Genomic DNA, 19,750 nt, shown 5'->3' with positions numbered 1-19,750 from the left:
CCTCCGCCCCCGGCGGCGCCCGCCGGTTCCCGATGGACGGGACCGCGGGGCCGGTGACCGAGATCTCGGCGGCACACGCGTATATCGGCAAAGCCATCGGAAAGTATCGTTGAACTGCTCTTTTCGTGCTCTCCGAGGGGGTCGAAGCGACCGTGTCCGCTTTCTGGGCCTGGATCGTGCTGGCCACCGCCGTCGCCGTCTGCGTCGTCGTCGTGGAGGCCGTGCGGCGGCTGCTGGCCGGGCGGCTGTCCGCGCGCTGGCCGGCGGCCGGCAACGTCGCCCGCCGCTGCGCGGCGCCGGCGTTCGTGTTCGCGGTGGTCGCGAGCCTCGGCGGCGCGATGCCGTACGAGCACCTGTGGGACGGCGGCCAGCAGGTCGTGGCGCACGCGCTGCGCATCGCGGTGATCGGCGCGACCGCCTGGCTGGTGCTCCGCATCATCTACGCGCTGACCGACCCGCCGCTGGACCGCCTCATGGAGGTCGGCGGCGACCGCAACCGGCGGGCCCGGCGGACCCGCACCCAGATGCTGCTGCTGCGCCGCATCGGGGCCGTCGTCCTGATCGTGCTCGCGGTCGGCGCCGCGCTGTTCACCTTCCCCGCCGTCCGCGCGATCGGCGCCGGGGTGCTGGCGTCCGCGGGCCTCGCGGGCGTCGTCGTCGGCATCGCCGCCAAGCCGGCCGTGGGCAACCTGCTCGCGGGCCTGCAGCTGGCGTTCGGCGACGCGCTGCGGCTGGACGACGTCGTGGTCGCCGACGGCCAATGGGGGCGCGTCGAGGAGCTGACGCTCTCCTACGTGGTGGTGCGGCTGTGGGACGACCGCCGGATGATCTTCCCGGTGTCGTACTTCACCGAGCAGCCGTTCGAGAACTGGACCCGGCACTCCACCCGCCTGTACGGCTCGGTGGAGCTGGCCGTCGACTGGTCGGTCCCGCTGGACGAGCTGCGCGAGTCGCTGCACGCGTACCTGCGCGGGCACCGGCTGTGGGACGGCCGCGACTGGGCCTTGCAGGCCACCGACGTCCTCCCGAACGGCCTGGTGAAGCTGCGCGCGATCATGACCGCCGCGGACTCGTCCGCCACGTGGGACCTCCGCTGCGACGTCCGGGAGCACCTGATCTCCTACGTGCGCACGCACCATCCGGACGCGCTCCCGCGCTTCCGCACCGACGCGCCGGACGCGCCACCGCAGACCGGGCAGAGCGAGCCGGGGGCACCGGCCGAGTCGGCCCGGGCCGACGCCTCCCGCCCGTCCGAGGGCGGCCGAGCCAACGGCCCCGTGCGCGGCGCCTGACGGCGCGGCCGCCGTCACGGCGCGGCCGAGCCGGAACCCTCCGCCGCCGCGCCCCGTCGTAACCGGTGGCATCGGCGGTATCGGAGGCGTGTATGCGCGGGCGTCCTTGGGAGGTGGTCGCCGCCCTGGCGGCGGTGGGCGTGGTCTGGGTCCTCTTCATCGGCCGGGCGCTGTCGGGCCTGGGCGGCGAGGACGACCCGAACATCACGTTCTTCTACGTCGTGGGCTGGACGGCGGCTCTCCTCGTCTGGTCCTGGCGCGTGTGGGAGGGCGGGTCCGCGGCGATCCGCTACCTCAAGATGATGCTGGTCTTGCCCGGGACGGTGTTCCTGGTCTACGCCCTCTGGCAGTCCTTGTCGGCGCTTCGGGACGGCGGCTCCGGCACGGAGACCGAACGGCTGCTGGAGGCCAGCGGTTTCGCCACCCCGGATCCGCGGCCGCTCGACCACCTGCTCCCGGCGCTCGCCGCGGCGGTGCTGGTGGCGGTCGGCCTGCTCCTCCACCGCGGCACCGTCCGGCGGTGGGTGCGGAAGAGAGGCGGCGACCGGGCCGTCCGGGAGTAGGACGGCCCGGTGCGCGCGACGGGCGTGCTCAGGCCAGGGTGATGTTCCCTCCCTGGACGGTCACGTTCCTGCGGGGCAGCGGCTTCTCGGCGGGCGGCTGCACCACCGACCCGTCGGTGATGCTGAACCTGCTGTTGTGGCAGGGGCAGACGATCGCCCCGTCGGACACGGACTTCACGCTGCACCCCTTGTGGGTGCACTCCGCCGAGAACGCCGTGAACTCGCCCTGCGCGGGCTGGCACACGACGACCTTCGCGTCCTCGAACACCTTCCCGCCGCCGACCGGGATCTCCGCGGTCGTGGCGAGCGCCTGCCCGCCGCCCGTCCCGCCGCCGGTGGCGCCGCCGCCGGTGGCGTCGCCGGACCCGCCGGACCCGCCTGCGTCGCCGGACCCGCCCGCCGGCTCGTCGTCCCCGCCGCACGCCGCCGCGAGACCGGCGACGCCCGCGAGGCCCGCGCCGACGAGCAGCGTCCGGCGCGTGTGTTCGGTCGTCTCCTGTGCCATGTCGAGCCCTCCGGTGCTTGTGGTTCGTTCACCGGAGAGCACGGGACCGGACGCCGGATGGTTCACATCCGAACATCAATCAGGCGACGATGACGATCCCGTCGCCGCGGACCTGGACGGGGTACTCCTTGAGGGGCTGGTCGGCGGGGCCCTTCTGCACCGACCCGTCAGTGATCTTGAACTCGCTGCCGTGGCACGCGCAGTTGATCAGGCCGTCCGCCACGCGCCCGACCGTGCACCCCTGGTGGGTGCAGACGGCGGTGAACGCCTTGAACCGCCCCTCCTCGGGCTGCGTCACCACGAGCTTGGTGTCGCCGAACGTCTTGCCGCCGCCCACCGGGATCTCCGAGACCTTCGCGATCTCCTGCCCTTTGAGCTCTTCCACCGACTTCGTCTCCCCGCCGGACCCGCAGCCCGCGAGCACGGCCGTGGCACCGGCGGCGCCCGCGCCGCACAGCACCGCGCGCCGCCCGATACCCCCGCTCCCGGCGGCCCGCGCGGCCTCGCACGCGGCTCCGGGCGTCTCTTCGTTGCTCATGTCCCCAATCCTGGCGGACACCCCCCGGAACCCCGCACCGACCCCCGTCCTCGGGCTTGCGCACCGCGCCGCCCCGCCCGGCGAGCGCGCCGAGCGGGACACGGACGGGGGCCGGAGGCGGGGCGCCGGGCAAGTCAGCCGAGGAGCTTGGCGAGGAACTGGCCGGTGTGGCTGCCCTCGACCTTCGCGACGTCCTCGGGCGTGCCCTGGGCGACGACCGTGCCGCCGCGGGAGCCGCCCTCGGGTCCCATGTCGATGATCCAGTCGGCGGTCTTGATCACGTCGAGGTTGTGCTCGATGACGATGACCGAGTTGCCCTTGTCGACGAGGCCGTTGAGGACGCCGAGGAGCTTGTTGATGTCCTCGAAGTGCAGGCCGGTCGTCGGCTCGTCCAGCACGTAGACGGTCCGGCCGGTGGAGCGCTTCTGCAGCTCGGCCGCGAGCTTGACCCGCTGCGCCTCGCCGCCCGACAGGGTCGGCGCGGGCTGGCCGAGCCGGACGTAGCCGAGGCCGACGTCGTTGAGCGTCTTCAGGTGCCGGTGGATCGCGCTGATCGGCTCGAAGAACGCGGTGGCCTGCTCGATCGGCATGTCGAGCACCTCGGAGATCGTCTTGCCCTTGTAGTGGACCTCGAGCGTCTCGCGGTTGTAGCGGGCGCCGTGGCACACCTCGCACGGGACGTAGACGTCCGGCAGGAAGTTCATCTCGATCTTGATGGTGCCGTCGCCGGAGCAGTTCTCGCAGCGGCCGCCCTTGACGTTGAAGGAGAAGCGGCCCGGCTGGTACCCGCGGACCTTCGCCTCGGTCGTCTGCGCGAACAGCTTGCGGATGTGGTCGAACACGCCGGTGTAGGTCGCCGGGTTGGAGCGCGGGGTGCGCCCGATCGGCGACTGGTCGACGTGCACGACCTTGTCGAGCTGGTCCATGCCGTTCACCCGGCGGTGCTTGCCGGGGACGGTCTTGGCGCCGTTCACCTTCTTGGCGAGCGCGTTGTAGAGGATGTCGTTGACCAGCGTGGACTTGCCCGACCCGGACACGCCCGTCACCACCGTGAGGACGCCGAGGGGGAACGCCACGTCGACGTTCTGCAGGTTGTTCTGCTGGGCGCCCTTGACGGTGATCTCGCGGCCCTTGGTGCGGGGCCGGCGGATCTCCGGGACGGCGATCGCCCGGCGGCCCGACAGGTACGCGCCGGTCAGCGACTTCTCCGACCGCAGCAGCTCGTCCACCGTGCCGGACACGACGATCTCGCCGCCGTGCTCCCCCGCGCGGGGGCCGATGTCGACGACCCAGTCGGCCGCGGCGATCGTGTCCTCGTCGTGCTCGACGACGATCAGCGTGTTGCCCATGTCGCGCAGCCGCAGGAGCGTCTCGAGCAGCCGGTGGTTGTCGCGCTGGTGGAGGCCGATGGACGGCTCGTCCAGCACGTACAGGACGCCGACGAGGCCGGAGCCGATCTGCGTCGCCAGCCGGATCCGCTGCGCCTCGCCGCCCGCGAGCGTCGCGGACGCCCGGTCGAGCGTGAGGTAGTCGAGGCCGACGTCGAGGAGGAACCCGAGCCGGGCGTTGATCTCCTTGAGCACCCGCTCGGCGATCTGCTTCTCGCGGTCGTTCAGCTCCATCGCGAGCAGGAACTTGGCGCACTCCCCGATGGGCAGCGCGGCCACCTCGGCGATCGACATGCCGCCCATGGTGACGGCCAGGATCTCGGGCTTGAGCCGCGCGCCCTTGCAGGTCGGGCACGGGATCTCCCGCATGTAGCCCTCGAACTTGTCGCGGCTGTAGTCGCTCTCGGACTCGGCGTGCCGGCGCTGGATGTAGGGGATCACGCCCTCGAACGCCGTGTAGTACGAGCGCGTCCGCCCGTACCGGTTCTTGTAGCGGACGTGGACCTGGGTCTCGTGGCCGTTCAGGACGGCTTTGCGCGCCTTGGCGGGCAGCTCGCCCCAGGGGGTGTTGAGGTCGAAGCCCATGGCGTCGCCGAGGGCCGAGAGCAGGCGCAGGAAGTAGTCGCTGACGTGCCCGCCGGACCACGGCTGGACGGCCCCCTCGCCGAGCGTCAGCTCGGCGTCGGGGATCACCAGTTCGGGGTCGACCTCCATGCGGGTCCCGAGGCCGGTGCAGTCGGGGCAGGCGCCGTAGGGCGAGTTGAACGAGAACGACCGCGGCTCGAGTTCCTCGAACGACAGGTCGTCGTACGGGCAGTACAGGTGCTCGGAGAACATCCGGGTGCGCTGCTCGTCGTCCTCGGGCAGGTCGACGAAGTCGAGGAAGATCGTGCCGCCGGCGAGGCCGAGGGCCGTCTCCACCGAGTCGGCGAGGCGCTGCCGGGCGGAGGGCTTGACGGAGAGCCGGTCCACCACGACGGAGATGTCGTGCTTCTCCTGCTTCTTGAGCTTCGGCGGCTCGTCCAGCCGCACCATCGCGCCGTCCACCAGCGCCCGGGAGAAGCCCTTCGACTGCAGCTCGCGGAACAGCTCGACGTACTCGCCCTTGCGGCCGCGGATGACGGGGGCCAGCACCTGGAACCGGGTGCCCTCCTCCATCTCGAGCACCCGGTCCACGATCTGCTGCGGCGCCTGCCTGCTGATCGGCCGCCCGCACTCGGGACAGTGGGGGTGGCCGATGCGCGCGTACAGCAGGCGCAGGTAGTCGTAGACCTCGGTGATCGTCCCGACCGTCGACCGCGGGTTCTTGCTGGTCGACTTCTGGTCGATGGACACGGCGGGCGACAGGCCCTCGATGAAGTCGACGTCCGGCTTGTCCATCTGCCCGAGGAACTGGCGCGCGTACGCCGACAGCGACTCGACGTACCTGCGCTGGCCCTCGGCGAAGATCGTGTCGAACGCCAGGCTCGACTTCCCGGAACCCGACAGACCGGTGAACACGATCATGGAGTCCCGCGGGAGGTCGAGCGAGACGTCCTTCAGGTTGTGCTCGCGCGCTCCACGCACGATGAGTCGGTCATGCACGGTGTTTCCCGGTTCCCCTTCTGGGCGCGGCGATGCGGAGTGGGAGGACGCATCGTCCCCGGAATCCATAACAGCGCTGGTCGCCGCCGCATTTCCTCGAGTCCCCCGCCCGTCCCGCAGGGAGCGGACGGCACCATCAGACCGTACACGTGTTCGAACACCCCCGCCACCGGAACGCACGCCGGGAGCGCGGCGCGCCGCGGCGCCGCGCCGGGGTCAGCGGTGGACGCGGTCAGCGGTCGACGGGGTCGGCCGGGTCGGTGGCCAGGCGGAGGCGCTCGGCGAAGCTCTCCTCCAGCAGCGGGCCCCACGGGTAACCGGCCGGGACGTCCATGGCGCGGCCGATCGCCTCGCGGGCCTCGCCCGGACGGTGCCCGGGCGGGTCGCCCGCCCGCCGGGCGGCGAGCAGCGCGTACATGTGGTCGAGGGCGCCGAACGCCTCGCCGGTGAGGGCCGGGAGCGTCCCGTCGGTGACGGCCTGCTCCACGACGGGCTCCCACCACAGGTCGGCGGGGTCGGCGTCCTCGTCGTCGCCGCCGAAGTCGCGGCGGAGCCGGGCCCGCACCTGCGGGGCCGTCCCCGGGTCGGCCAGGCCGCGCCGCCACACCTCGCGGGCCTCGGCGTCCCGGCCGCGCAGCGGCAGGGTGCGGGCGAGCAGCTCGGTGGCGAGCGGGCCGGCCTCGGGGTCGGCGGGCTCCCCCGGGTCGCCGAGGGCCGCGCCGAACGCGGCGACGGCCTGGTCGAGGCAGGCGATGCCGAGGGTGACGGCGAGCCGCGCGTGCGCGTACGGCGCGGCGGCCCGGTCGATCAGCTTGAGCCCGGCGGTCAGGACGCGCTGCGCGCGGACGGGGTCGCCGCGCTCGAGGTGCCGCTGGGCGAGGTCGTGCGCGGCGGGCGGCCCGTGCTCGGGGTCGCCGGTGGCCAGCACGGCCTCCCAGTGGCCGCGGGCGGCGTCGAAGTCGCCGGCGTCGTCGGCGAGCCGGGCGAGCGCGAGGTGCGCGGGCGGCAGGTAGGCGGGGTTGCCGAAGTCGACGACGACGCGCCAGGCGGGCGCCGCGAGGTCGTGCTCCCCGGCCCGCTCGTAGGTGAGCGCCAGGTGGTAGGCGGCGCGCGGGCCGTACTCGGGGTCGCCGGTGGCGATGGCGGCCCGGTCGGCCTCCCGCGCGCGCCCGGTGTCCCCGGCGTCGTCGAGGACGACCGCGAGCCCGAGCGCCGCCTGCGCCCGGTACGGGGTGTCGCCGAGGGCGAGCACCTCGTCGAACAGGGCCGCGGCGCGCGCGGACTCGCCGCGCTCGGCGAGGTCGCGGGCCTGGTCGCACAGCCGGGCCGGGTCCGGCCCGTGCTCGTCGGGCACGGCGCGCTCGGTGGCCGCGGGTACGGGATCCGGGGACTCGCTCATCGGTCTTCTGCCCTCTGGGGGTCGGGGTCGGCACCGAGCCTAGCGATCCGGCGGCGCCGCGTCCCGTGGCGACACCCATCACCTTTTGCGGCGACTTCTGGGGCCTTGCCCCGATGCCGCCGGCCCCGCCGCGGCTCAGGCGAGCCCGGCGTCGTGGGCGAGCAGCGCGATCTGCGTCCGGTTGTCGAAACCGAGCTTGTCGAGGACGGTCGAGACGTGCGCCTTCACCGTGGCCAGGCTCACGAACAGCTCGGCGGCGATCTCGGCGTTGGACCGCCCCCGGGCGACGGCGACGACCACGTCGCGTTCGCGGGGCGTGAGGACCTCCAGCGCGGTGCGGGCCCGCTCGAACGCCCCCGCCTGGACGACCGCGCGCTCCATCAGCCGCCGGGTGACCTGCGGGGACAGGATCGGGTCCCCGGCCGCGACCCGGTGCACGGCCTGGACGAGCGACTCGGGCGGCGTGTCCTTCAGCAGGAACCCGGCGGCGCCGGCGCGCAGCGCCCGCAGGATGTTCTCGTCACTGTCGAAGGTGGTGAGGACCGCGACCTCGGGCGGGGCGGCGCGGCTCCGCAGCCGCCGGGTGGCGGTGATGCCGTCCACCCGCGGCATCCGCAGGTCCATCAGCACCACGTCGGGGGCGTGCGCGTCGGCGGCGGCGGGGACCTCGTCGCCGTCGGCGGCCTCCGCGACGACGGCGATGCCCTCGGCGCCGTCGAGCATCATCGTGAGCCCGGCGCGGACCATCGGGTCGTCGTCGACGATGAGTACGCGCACCTGCCGGGTCACGCGGGCCATGGTAGCCGTGCGCGCAGCCGGAACTCCCCCGACGCGGCCTCGTGGTCGAGCCGCCCGCCCGCCAGCCGGACCCGCTCGGTGAGCCCGACGAGCCCGGTCCCGGAGCCGGCGACGAGCGCCGGGGCGCCGTCCGGCGGCAGCGGGTTGCGGACGTCGATCACCAGTTCGGTGCCGGGCCGTCCCTCCAGGGCCACCCGGACGGGCAGCCCGGCCGCGTGCTTGCGGGCGTTGGTGAGCGCCTCCTGCAGGACGCGGTAGGCGGCGCGGCCCGCGGCCGGCGGCAGGGCGTCCGGCGCGTCGACCTCGTCGCGCAGCGTGACGGTCGCGCCCGCGTCGCGGGACTCCTCCACCAGGCGCGGCACGTCGGTCAGGACGGGCTGCGGCCGGTCGCCGTGGTCGCGGTCCTCGTCGCGCAGCACGCCGATGACCTCGCGGAGCTCCTCCAGCGCCTGGTGCACCCCGGCGCGGACGACGCCCGCGGCGTGCGCGAGCCGCTCGGGCGGGGCGTCCGGGCGGTACTCCAGCGCGCCCGCGTAGGTGGCGAGCAGCGACAGCCGGTGCGCCAGGACGTCGTGCATCTCCCGGGCCATCCGCGTCCGCTCGAGCATCCGCGCCTCGGCGACCCGGCGGCCCTGCTCGGCCTCGGCGCGGCGGGCGCGCTCGTGCAGCGAGGCGATGAGCGCCGCGCGTGCCCGGAGCAGGGCGCCCCACCCGGCCAGCGCGCCGTACGCGACGACGATCAGCGCGAGCCACCAGCCGAGGGAGATGCCCGCGCTGAGCCGCCACAGCCCCTGGACCGCGTGCGCCGCGACGCCGGCCCCGGCCACCGCGGCGGCCACCGGGAACCGGCGGCACCGCGCGGCCTGCAGGGCGCCCGCCGTGGCCGCCGGCGTCGCCGCCGGCGACACGGCCGCCAGCAGGCCCAGCCCGAGCGCGCCGCCGACCGGCCGCCGCAGCAGGACGGGCGCCGCCGCGCAGCTCACCAGGGCGACCGCGATGTCGAGGCCGAGCAGATGGCGGGCCCCGCCGCCCTGGGCCGTGCTCCACACGGTCAGCGCGGCGAGGACGCCGGTCGCGGCGACCATGACGGCTGCCGCCCGGCCGTGGTTTCCCCTGTTCACGGGCCCCAAGGTAGCGGCGGCGGGAGCGGGGGCGGCACCTACCGAAGTAGGGGGTCGCCCACCGCTCCCCGGACGGTCGGTCCTCGAACGGTCGCTTCTCGAACGGTCCGTCCTCGAACGGTCAGTCCTCGAACGCTTCGGGCGGCGGGCACGAGCACACGAGGTTGCGGTCGCCGTACGCCTGGTCGATGCGGCGGACCGGCGGCCAGTACTTGCCCTCGCGCAGCGCGGGCAGCGGGTAGGCGGCCTCCTCGCGGGTGTAGGGGTGCTTCCAGCCGTCGGCGATCAGCTGCGCGGCGGTGTGCGGCGCGTTCTTCAGCGGGTTGTCGTCGCGGTCGTAGCCGCCGTCGGCGACCCGCTGGATCTCCCGCCGGATCTCGATCATCGCGTCGCAGAACCGGTCGAGCTCGGCGAGGTCCTCGCTCTCGGTCGGCTCGATCATCAGGGTGCCGGCGACCGGGAACGACAGGGTCGGGGCGTGGAAGCCGTAGTCGATGAGCCGCTTGGCGACGTCCTCCGCGGTGATCCCGGTCTCCTTGGTGATCTTGCGGAGGTCGGCGATGCACTCGTGCGCGACGAGCCCGTTCCGGCCCGTGTAGAGGATGGGGTAGTGCGGGGCGAGGCGCGCGGCGAGGTAGTTCGCGGCGATGATCGCGCCCTCGGTGGCGGCGCGCAGCCCGTCCGGGCCCATCATCGCGATGTACGCCCACGAGATCGGCAGGATGCCCGCCGAGCCCCACGGCGCCGCCGAGATGGGCCCCACGCCGGTGTCGGACGGTCCGGCCTCCGGCCGCAGCGGGTGGCTCGGCAGGAACGGCGCGAGGTGCTCGCGGACGCCGACCGGGCCGACGCCCGGCCCGCCGCCGCCGTGCGGGATGCAGAACGTCTTGTGCAGGTTGAGGTGCGAGACGTCCGAGCCGAACTCGCCGGGACGGGCGAGCCCGACGAGGGCGTTGAGGTTGGCGCCGTCCACGTAGACCTGGCCGCCCGCCGCGTGCACGGCCCCGCACACCTCGGTGATCGTCTCCTCGAACACGCCGTGCGTGGACGGGTACGTCACCATGATCGCGGCGAGCCGGTCGCCGTGCTTCTCGATCTTGGCGTGCAGGTCGTCCAGGGCGACGTTGCCGCCCTCGTCGCACTTCACGACGACGACGCGCATCCCCGCCATGACGGCGCTCGCGGCGTTGGTGCCGTGCGCGGACGACGGGATCAGGCAGACGTCGCGGTGCCGCTCGCCGCGCGACGCGTGGTAGCCGCGGATGGCGAGCAGCCCGGCCAGCTCGCCCTGCGACCCGGCGTTCGGCTGCACCGACACCTTCGCGTAGCCGGTGATCTCGGCGAGGTTCGCCTCCAGCTCCCCGATCAGCTCGACGTACCCGGCGGCCTGGTCCAGCGGCGCGAACGGGTGGACGTTCGCGAACTCCGGCCAGGTGATCGGCTCCATCTCGGCGGTCGCGTTCAGCTTCATCGTGCAGGAGCCGAGCGGGATCATCGACCGGTCGAGGGCGATGTCCTTGTCCTGGAGGCGGCGCAGGTAGCGCAGCATCGCGGTCTCGGAGCGGTGCGCGTGGAAGACGGGGTGCGTCAGGTAGGGGCTCTCCCGCCGCAGCCCGTCGGGGAGCGCCTCGGCGGCGCCGTCCGCGTCCCCGGCGGCGCCCGCGTCGACGCCGAACGCCTCGAGGACGGCGGCGACGTGCTCGGGCAGCGTCGTCTCGTCGCACGCGACGCCGACGCGGTCGGGTCCGTCCTGCCGCAGGTTGACGCCGCGCCCGCGGGCGGCGGCGACGACCTCGGCGGCGCGGCCGGGGACGCGGGCGAGGACGGTGTCGAAGAACGCGCCGTGCACGACCTCGACGCCGCCGCGGCGGAGCCCGTCGGCGAGCTCGGCGGCCCGGCGGTGCGCGCGCTGCGCGATCGCGGCGAGCCCCTCGGGGCCGTGGTAGACGGCGTACATGCTCGCCATCACCGCGAGGAGCACCTGGGCGGTGCAGATGTTGCTGGTGGCCTTCTCGCGGCGGATGTGCTGCTCGCGGGTCTGCAGGGCGAGCCGGTAGGCGGGCGACCCGTCGGCGTCGACGGACACGCCGACGAGCCGTCCGGGCAGCTGCCGCCGCAGGTCGTCGGCGACCGCCATGTACCCGGCGTGCGGGCCGCCGAAGCCGTACGGGACGCCGAACCGCTGCGCGGACCCGACCGCGATGTCGGCGCCCGACTCCCCCGGCGGGCGCAGCAGCGTCAGCGCGAGCAGGTCGGCGGCGACGACGACCGTCGCGCCCCGCTCGCGGGCCCGCGCGGACAGCGGCGCCAGGTCGCGGACGGCACCGGACGCGCCCGGGTACTGCAGCAGCACGCCGAAGAAGTCGCCGTCGGGCAGCCCGCCGGACACGTCGGCGACCACCACCTCGATCCCGAGCGGGACGGCGCGGGTGCGGACGACCTCGATCGTCTGCGGGAGCGCGTCGGCGTCCACGAGGAACCGCCCGGGCTCCTTGCGCCGGGACGCGCGGTGCGCGAGCGCCATCGCCTCGGCGGCGGCCGTGCCCTCGTCCAGCATGGAGGCGTTCGCGACCGGCAGCCCGGTCAGGTCGGCGACGACGGTCTGGAAGTTCAGCAGCGCCTCCAGGCGGCCCTGCGAGATCTCCGGCTGGTACGGGGTGTAGGCGGTGTACCAGCCGGGGTTCTCCAGAATGTTCCGCATGATCACGCCCGGCGTGGTCGTCCCGTGGTAGCCGAGGCCGATCATGGAGGTGAGGACGGTGTTGCGGGCGGCGAGCTCGCGGAGCCGGTCGAGCGCGGCGGTCTCGCTCAGCGCGGGCGGCAGGTCCAGCGGGCGGCCGGTGCGGATCGCGGCGGGGACCGCCTCGTCGATCAGCGCCTCCGCGCCCGAGTAGCCGATCGCGGCCAGCATCCGGTCGCGGTCGGCCTGGGAGGGCCCGATGTGCCGGTCGGCGAACGCGGCGCGGGGATGCTGCGGCGCGGCCACGGGGGCGAAGAACTGGGCGGTCATGGAGGAGCCTCCTGGCAGCTGCGGTCGCTCAGGTCCACCGACGGCGCGCGGGCCGACGGCCGGTCTCCCCCTCTGTCATCGGCACCTGAGAGCTTCACCCGCGCGCGCGGGGTTTCCCCTTCGGTGAGCCGCCGTTCCCGTTCCGCCGGGATCGACGCCTGCTTTCCAGAGGTGCCTCGCCCGAGCGGTCCTTTTGCCTGAGAGGTTCCGGGGAGGTTGCCCCTTCGGCGCCCCACGCCGGCTGCGTGAGGTCTCTCCCGCACAGGGTCGACGGCATGTCCGGGACAAACCCTACCCAACCGCGGCGGCCCGCGATCGTCCCGGTGCCGGAACGGGATCTCCACCGCCGTGACCTCGGCGCCGGTGCCGTACCGGCGAGTACCCCGGACAGTACGATATGACCGCCCCGCCGGGCACGCGGCGGGACGGACGACGAGGGGCGACGGGTGGACGGAGCGACGGCCGGACGGGGGTCCGCCGCTCGACCGAGCGCGGCCGGTTCTGGGACGCTGATCACCGGAACACTGAGCACCGGAACGCTGATCGCCGGAACGCCGATCAGCACGCCGGACGGCCGGAGCGGGGACGGGTGACGCGGACGCACGACGAGGCGGTGCGCCCGAGGCGGGGCGCGTCCGCGGGCGTGCCCGTCGACGAGCCCGCGCAGCCGGACCGCATCCGCCGCCCGTCCGACGCGATCCGGTTCGGCGTCTCCTGCGCGGGGCTGGCCGCGGTCATGCTGCTGGTGTCGTTCGCGCAGCAGACCACGCACGGCATCCAGACCGACATCGCCGAGGGCACCGCCCACGCGCCCCAGCTGCTGCTGGCGCTGGCCACCCTGGCGTCGAGCTTCGGCGTGCTGGCCGTGCCGATCGCGTTCGCCGTCGAGCGGCTGTTCCACAAGGACGGCATGCGGGTCGCCATCGCGCTGCTCGCCGCGATGATCGCGCTCGCCGTCACCATCACCCTGGACGACCTGGTCGTGCAGGCCGCGCCCGGCGGCGTGCTCGACTCGCTGATCTGGGGCGGCACCGACACGGCCCCCGTGCACACCGACATCGCCCCGGTGATCGCGTTCGTCAGCGTGGTCGGGATGGCCGGGCGGATCCGCTGGCAGACGGCCACCTGGTCCATGATCGGGCTGGCCGCGCTGACCGGCCTGACCGCCGCCTACGCGTCGGTGTCGGCGCTCGCGGCGACGTACTTCCTCGGCCGCGCGATCGGGCACGGCACCCTGTACGCGGTCGGCACCCCGAACCCGCGCCCGACGGGCATGACGGTGGTGACGGCGCTGGAGCGGCTGGGGCTGTGCCCGCGGCGGGCGGCGCGGCTCGACGATCCCGCGGACGGCGGCGAGGAGGCGCGCCGCTACGGCGTCCTGCTGGCCTCCTCCCCCGCCGGGGCCGACCCGGTCCCGGCGTCCGGCGGGGGCACCGGGGCCTGGCATCTGGAGCTGCGGGTCCTGGACCGCGACCAGCAGACCGCCGGGCTGCCGTACCGGCTGTGGCGGATGCTGCGGCTGCGGCGCACCACGACCGGGCGGACGCTGCGGTCGCTGCGCCGGTCGCTGGAGCAGGAGTCGCTCACCGCGTACGCCGCCGCCGCGGCGGGCGCCCGCACCCCGCGCCTGGTCGGCACGCTCGAGGTGGGGACGCAGGCGGCGCTGCTCGCGTACGAGCACGTGCCGGGGCGGCGGCTGCGCGACGTCCCCGCGGAGGAGGTCACCGACGAGCTGCTGACGGACGTGTGGCGGCAGTTCGGGCTGCTGCAGAAGGGCCGGCTGGCGCACCGCCGCCTGGAGGAGGACGCGGTCCTGGTCGGCGACGACGGCGCCGCCCACCTCGTCGACCTGTGGTCCGGGGAGATCGCGGCGGGCGACCTGGCGCTGCGGCTCGACCTCGCGCAGCTGCTCACGACCCTGGCGCTGCGGGTCGGCCCGGAGCGCGCCGTGCGGACGGCGGTGCCGGTGCTGGGCGAGGAGGCGCTGGCGGCGGCGGTGCCGATGCTGCAGCGGGTGGCGCTGTCCCGGGCGACGCGGCAGGCGGTGCGGCGGGACCGGGAGCTGCTGCCGCGCATCCGGGAGGAGATCGCCCGGCTGAAGCCCGAGTCGGAGGCCGCGCCCGTCCGGCTGGAGCGGTTCCGGCCGCGAACGATCTTCAGCATGGTGGCGCTGTCGATCGCCGCCTACATCGTGATCCCGCAGTTCGGCAGCGTCGACCTGATGCAGCTGGTCGCGAAGGCGACCTGGTGGTGGGCGGGGGTGGCGCTCGGCGGGGCGGCGCTGACCTACCTGGCGGCGGCGTTCATGCTGATGGGCTTCGTCCCCGAACGGCTCCCCCTGTGGCGGACGGTGCTGGTGCAGGTCGCCGCGTCGTTCGTGAAGCTGGTGGCGCCGGCGGCGGTCGGCGGCGTCGCGGTCAACACCCGGTACCTGCAGCGGTCGGGCGTCCGGCCGGGCCCGGCGGTGGCGAGCGTCGGCGCGTCCCAGCTCGTCGGGCTGGTGGTGCACGTCCTGCTGCTGGTGCTGTTCGGCTTCCTGACCGGGTCGACGGGCACGGCGACGAAGGACCTGGCGCCGTCCCGCACCGTCGTGGTCGCGGTGCTGCTGATCGGGCTGGTCGCGGGGCTGGCGATGACGATCCCGCGGGTGCGGCGGGTGGTCACCGGCCGGCTGCGCAGCATGTTCTCGGGCGTGGTGCCGCGGCTGGTGGACGTCCTGCAGTCGCCGCGGAAGCTGTTCACCGGGATCGGCGGCTCGCTGCTGCTGACGGTGGGCTTCGTGCTGTGCCTGGACGCCTCGATCCGCGCGTTCGGCGGTTCGCTGCCGTGGACGACGGTGGTGGTGGTGTTCCTGACGGCGAACGCGGTGGGGTCGGCGGTGCCGACGCCCGGCGGCCTCGGCGCGGTGGAGGGGGCGCTGACGCTGGCGCTGACGATCTCGGGGCTGGGGGCGGAGACGGCGGCGTCGGCCGTCCTGCTGTACCGCCTGCTGACGCTGTGGCTGCCGGTGCTGCCCGGCTGGGCGGCGTTCGCGTACCTCCAGCGCAAGGAGTCGCTCTAGCCGCGGCCTCACGTGCGGCCTGACGTGCGGTGGGCCGTGCGGTGGGACGTGCGGCTAGCCGGTGCGGCGGGCGCGCCGCCGGTCGGCGAGTTCGTCGTGGGGGTGGTCGTCGCGGTCGCTGGTGGCGGCCCGTTCGGCGGGCAGTTCGGCGAGGCTCCCCTCGACCTCCTGCCACACCCGTCCCAGCGCTATGCCGAACACGCCCTGCCCGCCCTGGAGGAGGTCGACGACCTCGTCGGGCGAGGTGCACTCGTAGACGCTGACGCCGTCGCTCATGAGCGTGATCTGCGCGAGGTCCTGGACGCCGCGGTCGCGCAGGTGGGTCACGGCGGTGCGGATCTGCTGCAGCGACACGCCCGTGTCCAGGAGCCGCTTCACGACTTTGAGGACCAGGATGTCGCGGAAGCTGTACAGCCGCTGGCTGCCGGATCCGTGCGCCGACCGCACGCTGGGCTCGACGAGCTTGGTGCGGGCCCAGTAGTCCAGCTGGCGGTAGGTGATGCCCGCCGCCGAGCAGGCCGTCGGGCCGCGGTAGCCGACGTCCTCCGGCGGAGCCGACACCCGCGTGTCGAAGAGCAGGCCCTGCTCTCCGGCGCGCCGGGACGCGACGTGCCTGTCGGGGGTGGCCTTGCCCTCGCCGCTGCTCACCGCCACGCGGACCTCCGGCTTCTATCAGCCCGTGCCGGTTCGTCAAGGGGGTTTGACGAATTACACCACGGGTGTTCCACCAGCACGGTAGGTGCCGGTCAGGGTGTGGTCAACGTTCGCCGTCGGCGCGTCGCATGCCCGGATGAACCGGCTTCACGTGGGCAAACCGCGCACCTTTTCCGCCACTGCGGTCCTACCCCGCCGGACGCCCCCCGGAAACCGCCAACTCCCAGGACGATGTACGACCAATGGCGTCAGACCTCGAATATACCTCGCGGAGTGATATTCCCCACGGGCGCCCCCGTCCCAGGCGTACCTACCCCGCTGCGGCGGCGCAAACGACCCCGCGTCTTTCAAGATCGTTGAGCGGGTTCGTGAAGCCCGGGTCAGCGGTGCGCCTCCGCCCCGCGCGGGAGCGCGCCGACGGGACCGTGCGGGCCCGCGGGAGGCGCGGCGCCGGGTCAGCCGGCGCGGCCGAAGTCCTCGGGGGTGATGGTGTCGAGGAACTCGCGGAACTTCTCGACCTCGTCCTCCTGCTCGTCCGGGATGGCCACGCCGGCCTCTTCGAGGATGTCCTCGCTGGCGAAGATCGTGGCGCCGGTGCGCAGGGCGAGCGCGATGGAGTCGGACGGCCGGGCGCTGACTTCCACGCCGTTGGAGAAGACCAGGTCGGCGAAGAAGATGCCCTCGCGGAGCGCGGTGATGTTCACGGTGCTCAGCTGGACGCTCAGCGCGTCGAGGACGTCGCGGAAGAGGTCGTGGGTGAGGGGGCGCGCGGGCAGCACGCCCTGCTGGGCGAAGGCGATCGCCGTGGCCTCGACGGCCCCGATCCAGATGGGCAGGTACCGCTCGCCCTCCGTCTCCTTCAACAGGACGATCGGCTGATTGGAGGGCATCTCGACCCGGACGCCGACGACCTCCATCTGCTTCACTGCGGCTCCCTGCTCGTTCGCTGTCTCGATCATCCGCGTGCGGCCGGACCGAGTCCCGCCGAGCCCGAAACCCGAGCCCTGTAGCCAACGTACACCCAGGTTCGGACGGAACGCCGCGCCCCGGGGGCGGCAAAATCCTGCGAGGCGCGGGTGATCAGTGGTCGAGGCTTTCCCGGAGGCTCGCCGACAGCAGGGCGGCGTGCAGCTTCACCGACAGCGCGGCGATCTCGCGGGCGGTCTCGGCGGCCTGCTCGTGGGCGTCCGGGCTGCGGCGGCGCAGCTGGGGCGCGACGGTCTGCTCGATGAGCCCGGCCTGCCGGTCGGCGGCGGCCTTGACGGCCCGCAGGTGCCGCACCTCGAAACCGTAGTCGCCGAGCGCGGCGGCGGCGCGGGCGACGGTGAGGGCCTCCGCCTCGTAGTGGGCGCCGCGGCGGCGGATCAGCCCGTACTCCTCCAGGCGGCCGAGGAGCGCCTCGTCGATCCCGGCGCCGTCGAGGAGCTGGCGGCGGGTGAGCCGGACGGCGGCGGTCTCGGCGGTCGCGTCGGCGGCGACGAGGGTGCGGGGGCGGCTCCGGTCGGGCTCGGGGCGGCGGGCGCCCAGCGGCGGGACCGCCTCGCCGCGGTCGCGGGCCTCGAGGTGCTGCCGGATCGCGCGCAGCGGCATGTAGTGGTCGCGCTGCGCGGTGAGGACGAAGCGGAGGCGTTCGACGTCTCCGGCGCCGAACTTGCGGTAGCCCGAGGGGCTGCGCTGCGGTTCGATCAGCCCCTCGGACTCCAGGAACCTGATCTTGGAGATGGTGATGTCGGGGAACTCGGGCCGGAGCAGCCCGAGGACGTCCCCTATCGTCATCAGGGACCTGGCCGGTTGCGCGTTCAAGGCCCCTCCCATCGTGGTCCCGTCATGGCCGCGTCAGGTTCGCCTCCGGATCGCCGGCTCGTCAGCCGTGCTGCGGGTTGGTGAGGAAGACCAGCCGGAACTTGCCGATCTGGACTTCGTCGCCGCCCGCGAGGGCGGTGTGGTCGATCCGCTGCCGGTTGACGTAGGTGCCGTTCAGGGCCCCGACGTCGCGGACGGAGAACGTCCCGCCCTGGCGGAGGAACTCGGCGTGCTTGCGGGAGACGGTGACGTCGTCCAGGAAGATGTCGCTCTCGGGGTGCCGGCCGCAGGAGGTGCGGTCCTGGTCGAGCAGGAACCGGCTGCCGGCGTTCGGGCCGCGCTTGACCACGAGCAGCGCCGTGCCGGGAGGCAGCGCGTCCACGCCCATCTGGTCGGACGGGACGGGCGGTTCCTCGGCGCCCGTGTCGGCGTCCAGCGCCTCGATCCCTCCGATGGAGATCGTGGACGTGGACTCGCCGGGCGACTCGCGAGGGGGCGGCGCGTTCCGCGTCAGCGGGGTGCCGCAGTAGGAGCAGAAGCGGGCATCATCCGGGTTGGCGTGACCGCACTGCGTGCAGTAGACGCTCGGCATCGATCGGCTCGGCCTCCTACCTCGGCGTGCCGCTCGCGGACCTCCGCTCGCCGCGGGAGCCGCGCGCGTCACGCGCATCCTTCAACCAACCCACGCCGGGGACCCGCCCCCGACCACGGTCCATCCTCACCGCCCGCGCTCGCCACGGTCGCCGCAACCGACGGTCGCCGCAACTTACGCGGGTATGACCCGAGGGGTCAACCGGGGCCGGCGAGACCCAAACTACCGCCGCCGATGATCGCAGGTCCATGCCGCCGCGCGGCACGCCTCCGGTCATGACGCACCGGCCGGGTCTCCGGTCCACCACGTCCCCCGTGTTCCCCTCAGGACACGACCGTATCGCGCCCGGGGCGGTCCTCGCGCCCAGGGTGATCAACTTGTCGGAAGGGTCACGTCCGCGGCCGTTTCCCCGTCCTTCTCCCCGGCTTCCCCGATCGGCGGCGCGACGGTCGGGACGGCCCCGCCGCCGGGGACGTCCGCCGCGGCCGCCCGCCCGCCGTGCGCGCGGGCGCACCGGTCCACCGAGGCGGCGGTCGTCGAGGGGATCGGCCGGACGGCGGCCGGTGACGAGCGCGGCGCTCGTCCTGTTCCCGGCGTTCGCGTCGCCGCCGCCGCGCCGGTCATCGAGGTGAAGGTCTTCGCGACGGGGCCGGGCCTCGGGATCCTGCTGGACGCCACCGTGGTGCGGGTGCTGCGCGTCGCGCCGTCCCGCCGCCCGCGCCGCAGGACGGCCCGGAGCGGGTCGCGGCGGGCGTCCGGAGGCGGCCGTCTCCGGTTCCGCCGGTGCGGCTACGGGCGGGCGACGGCGGGGCCGGAGCGGTCGAGGCCGACGTGCAGGGCGAGCCCGGCGAGCACGGAGCCCAGGAGGTACCGCTGGGCGCGCTGCCAGGCGGGGCGCCGTGCGAGGAACGCCGCGAAGCTTCCGGCGCCGAGCATGATGAGGGCGTTCACGGTGATCGCGATGCTGATCTGGACGAGCCCGAGGAGCAGGCTCTGCAGGGCGACGTGCCCGCGTTCGGGCTCGACGAACTGCGGCAGCAGCGACATGTACAGGATCGCGATCTTCGGGTTGAGCAGGTTGGTGACCAGGCCCATGGCGAACAGCCGGCGCGGCGGGTCGGCCGGGAGCTCCCGCGGTTCGAACGCCGACCGGCCGCCGGGCCGGACCGCCTGCCACGCCAGCCACAGCAGGTACAGCGCCCCGGCGACCTTCAGGACGGTGTAGAGGGGCGGGACGAGCCCGAACACGGCGGTGATCCCGGCGGTCGCGGCGAGGACGTAGGCGACGAACCCGGTGGCGACGCCCGCGAGGGAGATCAGTCCGGCCCGGCGGCCCTGGGTGATCGAGCGCGACACCAGGTAGATCATGTTCGGCCCGGGGGTGAGGACCAGTCCGAGGGAGACGAGGGCGATGGCGGCCACCGCGGTGGACGAGATCAATG

General features: G+C 74.2%; 15 protein-coding genes and 2 riboswitches. Of the genes, 3 read left to right on the top strand and 12 right to left on the bottom strand.

The features are described from left to right. Positions 1-152 precede the first annotated feature (152 nt). Both DMH08_RS07570 and DMH08_RS07565 read left to right on the top strand, forming a co-directional pair. Positions 153-1,292 carry a mechanosensitive ion channel family protein gene (locus DMH08_RS07570; RefSeq protein ID WP_125612588.1) on the top strand — a complete coding sequence of 380 codons (1,140 nt, stop codon included), beginning with the start codon at positions 153-155 and terminating at the stop codon, positions 1,290-1,292. A 92-nt stretch (positions 1,293-1,384) separates the two neighbouring features. After that, on the top strand, positions 1,385-1,855 hold the full coding sequence (locus DMH08_RS07565; RefSeq protein ID WP_125612586.1) for a hypothetical protein: 471 nt from the start codon (positions 1,385-1,387) through the stop codon (positions 1,853-1,855). Between the two features lie 28 nt (positions 1,856-1,883). Here DMH08_RS07565 and DMH08_RS07560 read toward each other — a convergent pair whose 3' ends face one another. The 7 genes from DMH08_RS07560 to gcvP form a co-directional block, all read right to left on the bottom strand. Next, complete coding sequence (locus tag DMH08_RS07560) at positions 1,884-2,360, bottom strand: Rieske (2Fe-2S) protein (protein WP_125612584.1); 477 nt, start codon at positions 2,358-2,360, stop codon at positions 1,884-1,886. A 79-nt stretch (positions 2,361-2,439) separates the two neighbouring features. Continuing rightward, positions 2,440-2,898 carry a Rieske (2Fe-2S) protein gene (locus DMH08_RS07555; protein WP_125612582.1) on the bottom strand — a complete coding sequence of 153 codons (459 nt, stop codon included), beginning with the start codon at positions 2,896-2,898 and terminating at the stop codon, positions 2,440-2,442. A 134-nt stretch (positions 2,899-3,032) separates the two neighbouring features. Beyond that, the gene (uvrA, locus tag DMH08_RS07550; protein ID WP_026406108.1) at positions 3,033-5,870 is read right to left on the bottom strand and encodes an excinuclease ABC subunit UvrA; all 2,838 of its coding nucleotides are present in this window, start codon (positions 5,868-5,870) and stop codon (positions 3,033-3,035) included. A 232-nt stretch (positions 5,871-6,102) separates the two neighbouring features. Further along, on the bottom strand, positions 6,103-7,269 hold the full coding sequence (locus tag DMH08_RS07545; RefSeq protein WP_125612580.1) for a tetratricopeptide repeat protein: 1,167 nt from the start codon (positions 7,267-7,269) through the stop codon (positions 6,103-6,105). A 135-nt stretch (positions 7,270-7,404) separates the two neighbouring features. Then, entirely contained in the window at positions 7,405-8,067 is a 663-nt protein-coding gene (locus DMH08_RS07540) for a response regulator (RefSeq protein ID WP_026406110.1), read from the bottom strand. Further along, complete coding sequence (locus DMH08_RS07535) at positions 8,055-9,188, bottom strand: sensor histidine kinase (RefSeq protein ID WP_233617460.1); 1,134 nt, start codon at positions 9,186-9,188, stop codon at positions 8,055-8,057. Before DMH08_RS07535 ends, DMH08_RS07540 begins: the two co-directional genes overlap by 13 nt. A 121-nt stretch (positions 9,189-9,309) precedes the next feature. Next, positions 9,310-12,198, bottom strand: coding sequence for an aminomethyl-transferring glycine dehydrogenase (gene gcvP / locus DMH08_RS07530; RefSeq protein WP_026406112.1), 2,889 nt, complete (start codon positions 12,196-12,198; stop codon positions 9,310-9,312). 62 nt (positions 12,199-12,260) lie between these two features. After that, a riboswitch (glycine riboswitch) is annotated at positions 12,261-12,373 on the bottom strand. After that, positions 12,374-12,468: riboswitch (glycine riboswitch) on the bottom strand. Positions 12,469-12,787: 319 nt separating this feature from the next. On the opposite strand from gcvP, the gene DMH08_RS07525 reads away from it, so the two are divergent. Next, positions 12,788-15,259, top strand: coding sequence for a lysylphosphatidylglycerol synthase transmembrane domain-containing protein (locus DMH08_RS07525; protein WP_233617459.1), 2,472 nt, complete (start codon positions 12,788-12,790; stop codon positions 15,257-15,259). Positions 15,260-15,313: 54 nt separating this feature from the next. Here DMH08_RS07525 and DMH08_RS07520 read toward each other — a convergent pair whose 3' ends face one another. The 5 genes from DMH08_RS07520 to DMH08_RS07500 form a co-directional block, all read right to left on the bottom strand. Beyond that, entirely contained in the window at positions 15,314-15,913 is a 600-nt protein-coding gene (locus DMH08_RS07520) for a MerR family transcriptional regulator (protein ID WP_026406114.1), read from the bottom strand. Positions 15,914-16,368: 455 nt separating this feature from the next. Further along, positions 16,369-16,839, bottom strand: coding sequence for a bifunctional nuclease family protein (locus DMH08_RS07515; RefSeq protein ID WP_026406115.1), 471 nt, complete (start codon positions 16,837-16,839; stop codon positions 16,369-16,371). A gap of 154 nt (positions 16,840-16,993) precedes the next feature. Further along, positions 16,994-17,689, bottom strand: coding sequence for a transcriptional regulator FtsR (gene ftsR / locus DMH08_RS07510; RefSeq protein WP_233617458.1), 696 nt, complete (start codon positions 17,687-17,689; stop codon positions 16,994-16,996). Positions 17,690-17,777: 88 nt separating this feature from the next. Next, the gene (locus tag DMH08_RS07505) at positions 17,778-18,308 is read right to left on the bottom strand and encodes an FHA domain-containing protein (protein WP_026406117.1); all 531 of its coding nucleotides are present in this window, start codon (positions 18,306-18,308) and stop codon (positions 17,778-17,780) included. Positions 18,309-19,097: 789 nt separating this feature from the next. Continuing rightward, positions 19,098-19,748 (bottom strand): LysE family translocator, encoded by a 651-nt coding sequence (locus DMH08_RS07500; RefSeq protein WP_026406119.1) that lies wholly within the window; start codon positions 19,746-19,748, stop codon positions 19,098-19,100. Positions 19,749-19,750: the final 2 nt, after the last annotated feature.

This window comes from Actinomadura sp. WAC 06369 (assembly GCF_003947565.1).
Lineage (GTDB): Bacteria > Actinomycetota > Actinomycetes > Streptosporangiales > Streptosporangiaceae > Spirillospora > Spirillospora rifamycini.
Note: the sequence above shows the minus strand (reverse complement) of the source record. Positions and strands in the feature narration are given on the sequence as shown.

Bases quoted from the DNA above. Each gene is read 5' to 3' on its own strand.
- gcvP (WP_026406112.1), bottom strand. From the start codon at position 12,198: ATGACCGCCCAGTTCTTCGCCCCCGTGGCCGCGCCGCAGCATCCCCGC.
- DMH08_RS07545 (WP_125612580.1), bottom strand. From the start codon at position 7,269: ATGAGCGAGTCCCCGGATCCCGTACCCGCGGCCACCGAGCGCGCCGTG.
- DMH08_RS07505 (WP_026406117.1), bottom strand. From the start codon at position 18,308: ATGCCGAGCGTCTACTGCACGCAGTGCGGTCACGCCAACCCGGATGAT.
- DMH08_RS07540 (WP_026406110.1), bottom strand. From the start codon at position 8,067: ATGGCCCGCGTGACCCGGCAGGTGCGCGTACTCATCGTCGACGACGAC.
- DMH08_RS07560 (WP_125612584.1), bottom strand. From the start codon at position 2,360: ATGGCACAGGAGACGACCGAACACACGCGCCGGACGCTGCTCGTCGGC.
- DMH08_RS07555 (WP_125612582.1), bottom strand. From the start codon at position 2,898: ATGAGCAACGAAGAGACGCCCGGAGCCGCGTGCGAGGCCGCGCGGGCC.
- DMH08_RS07565 (WP_125612586.1), top strand. From the start codon at position 1,385: ATGCGCGGGCGTCCTTGGGAGGTGGTCGCCGCCCTGGCGGCGGTGGGC.
- ftsR (WP_233617458.1), bottom strand. From the start codon at position 17,689: ATGACGATAGGGGACGTCCTCGGGCTGCTCCGGCCCGAGTTCCCCGAC.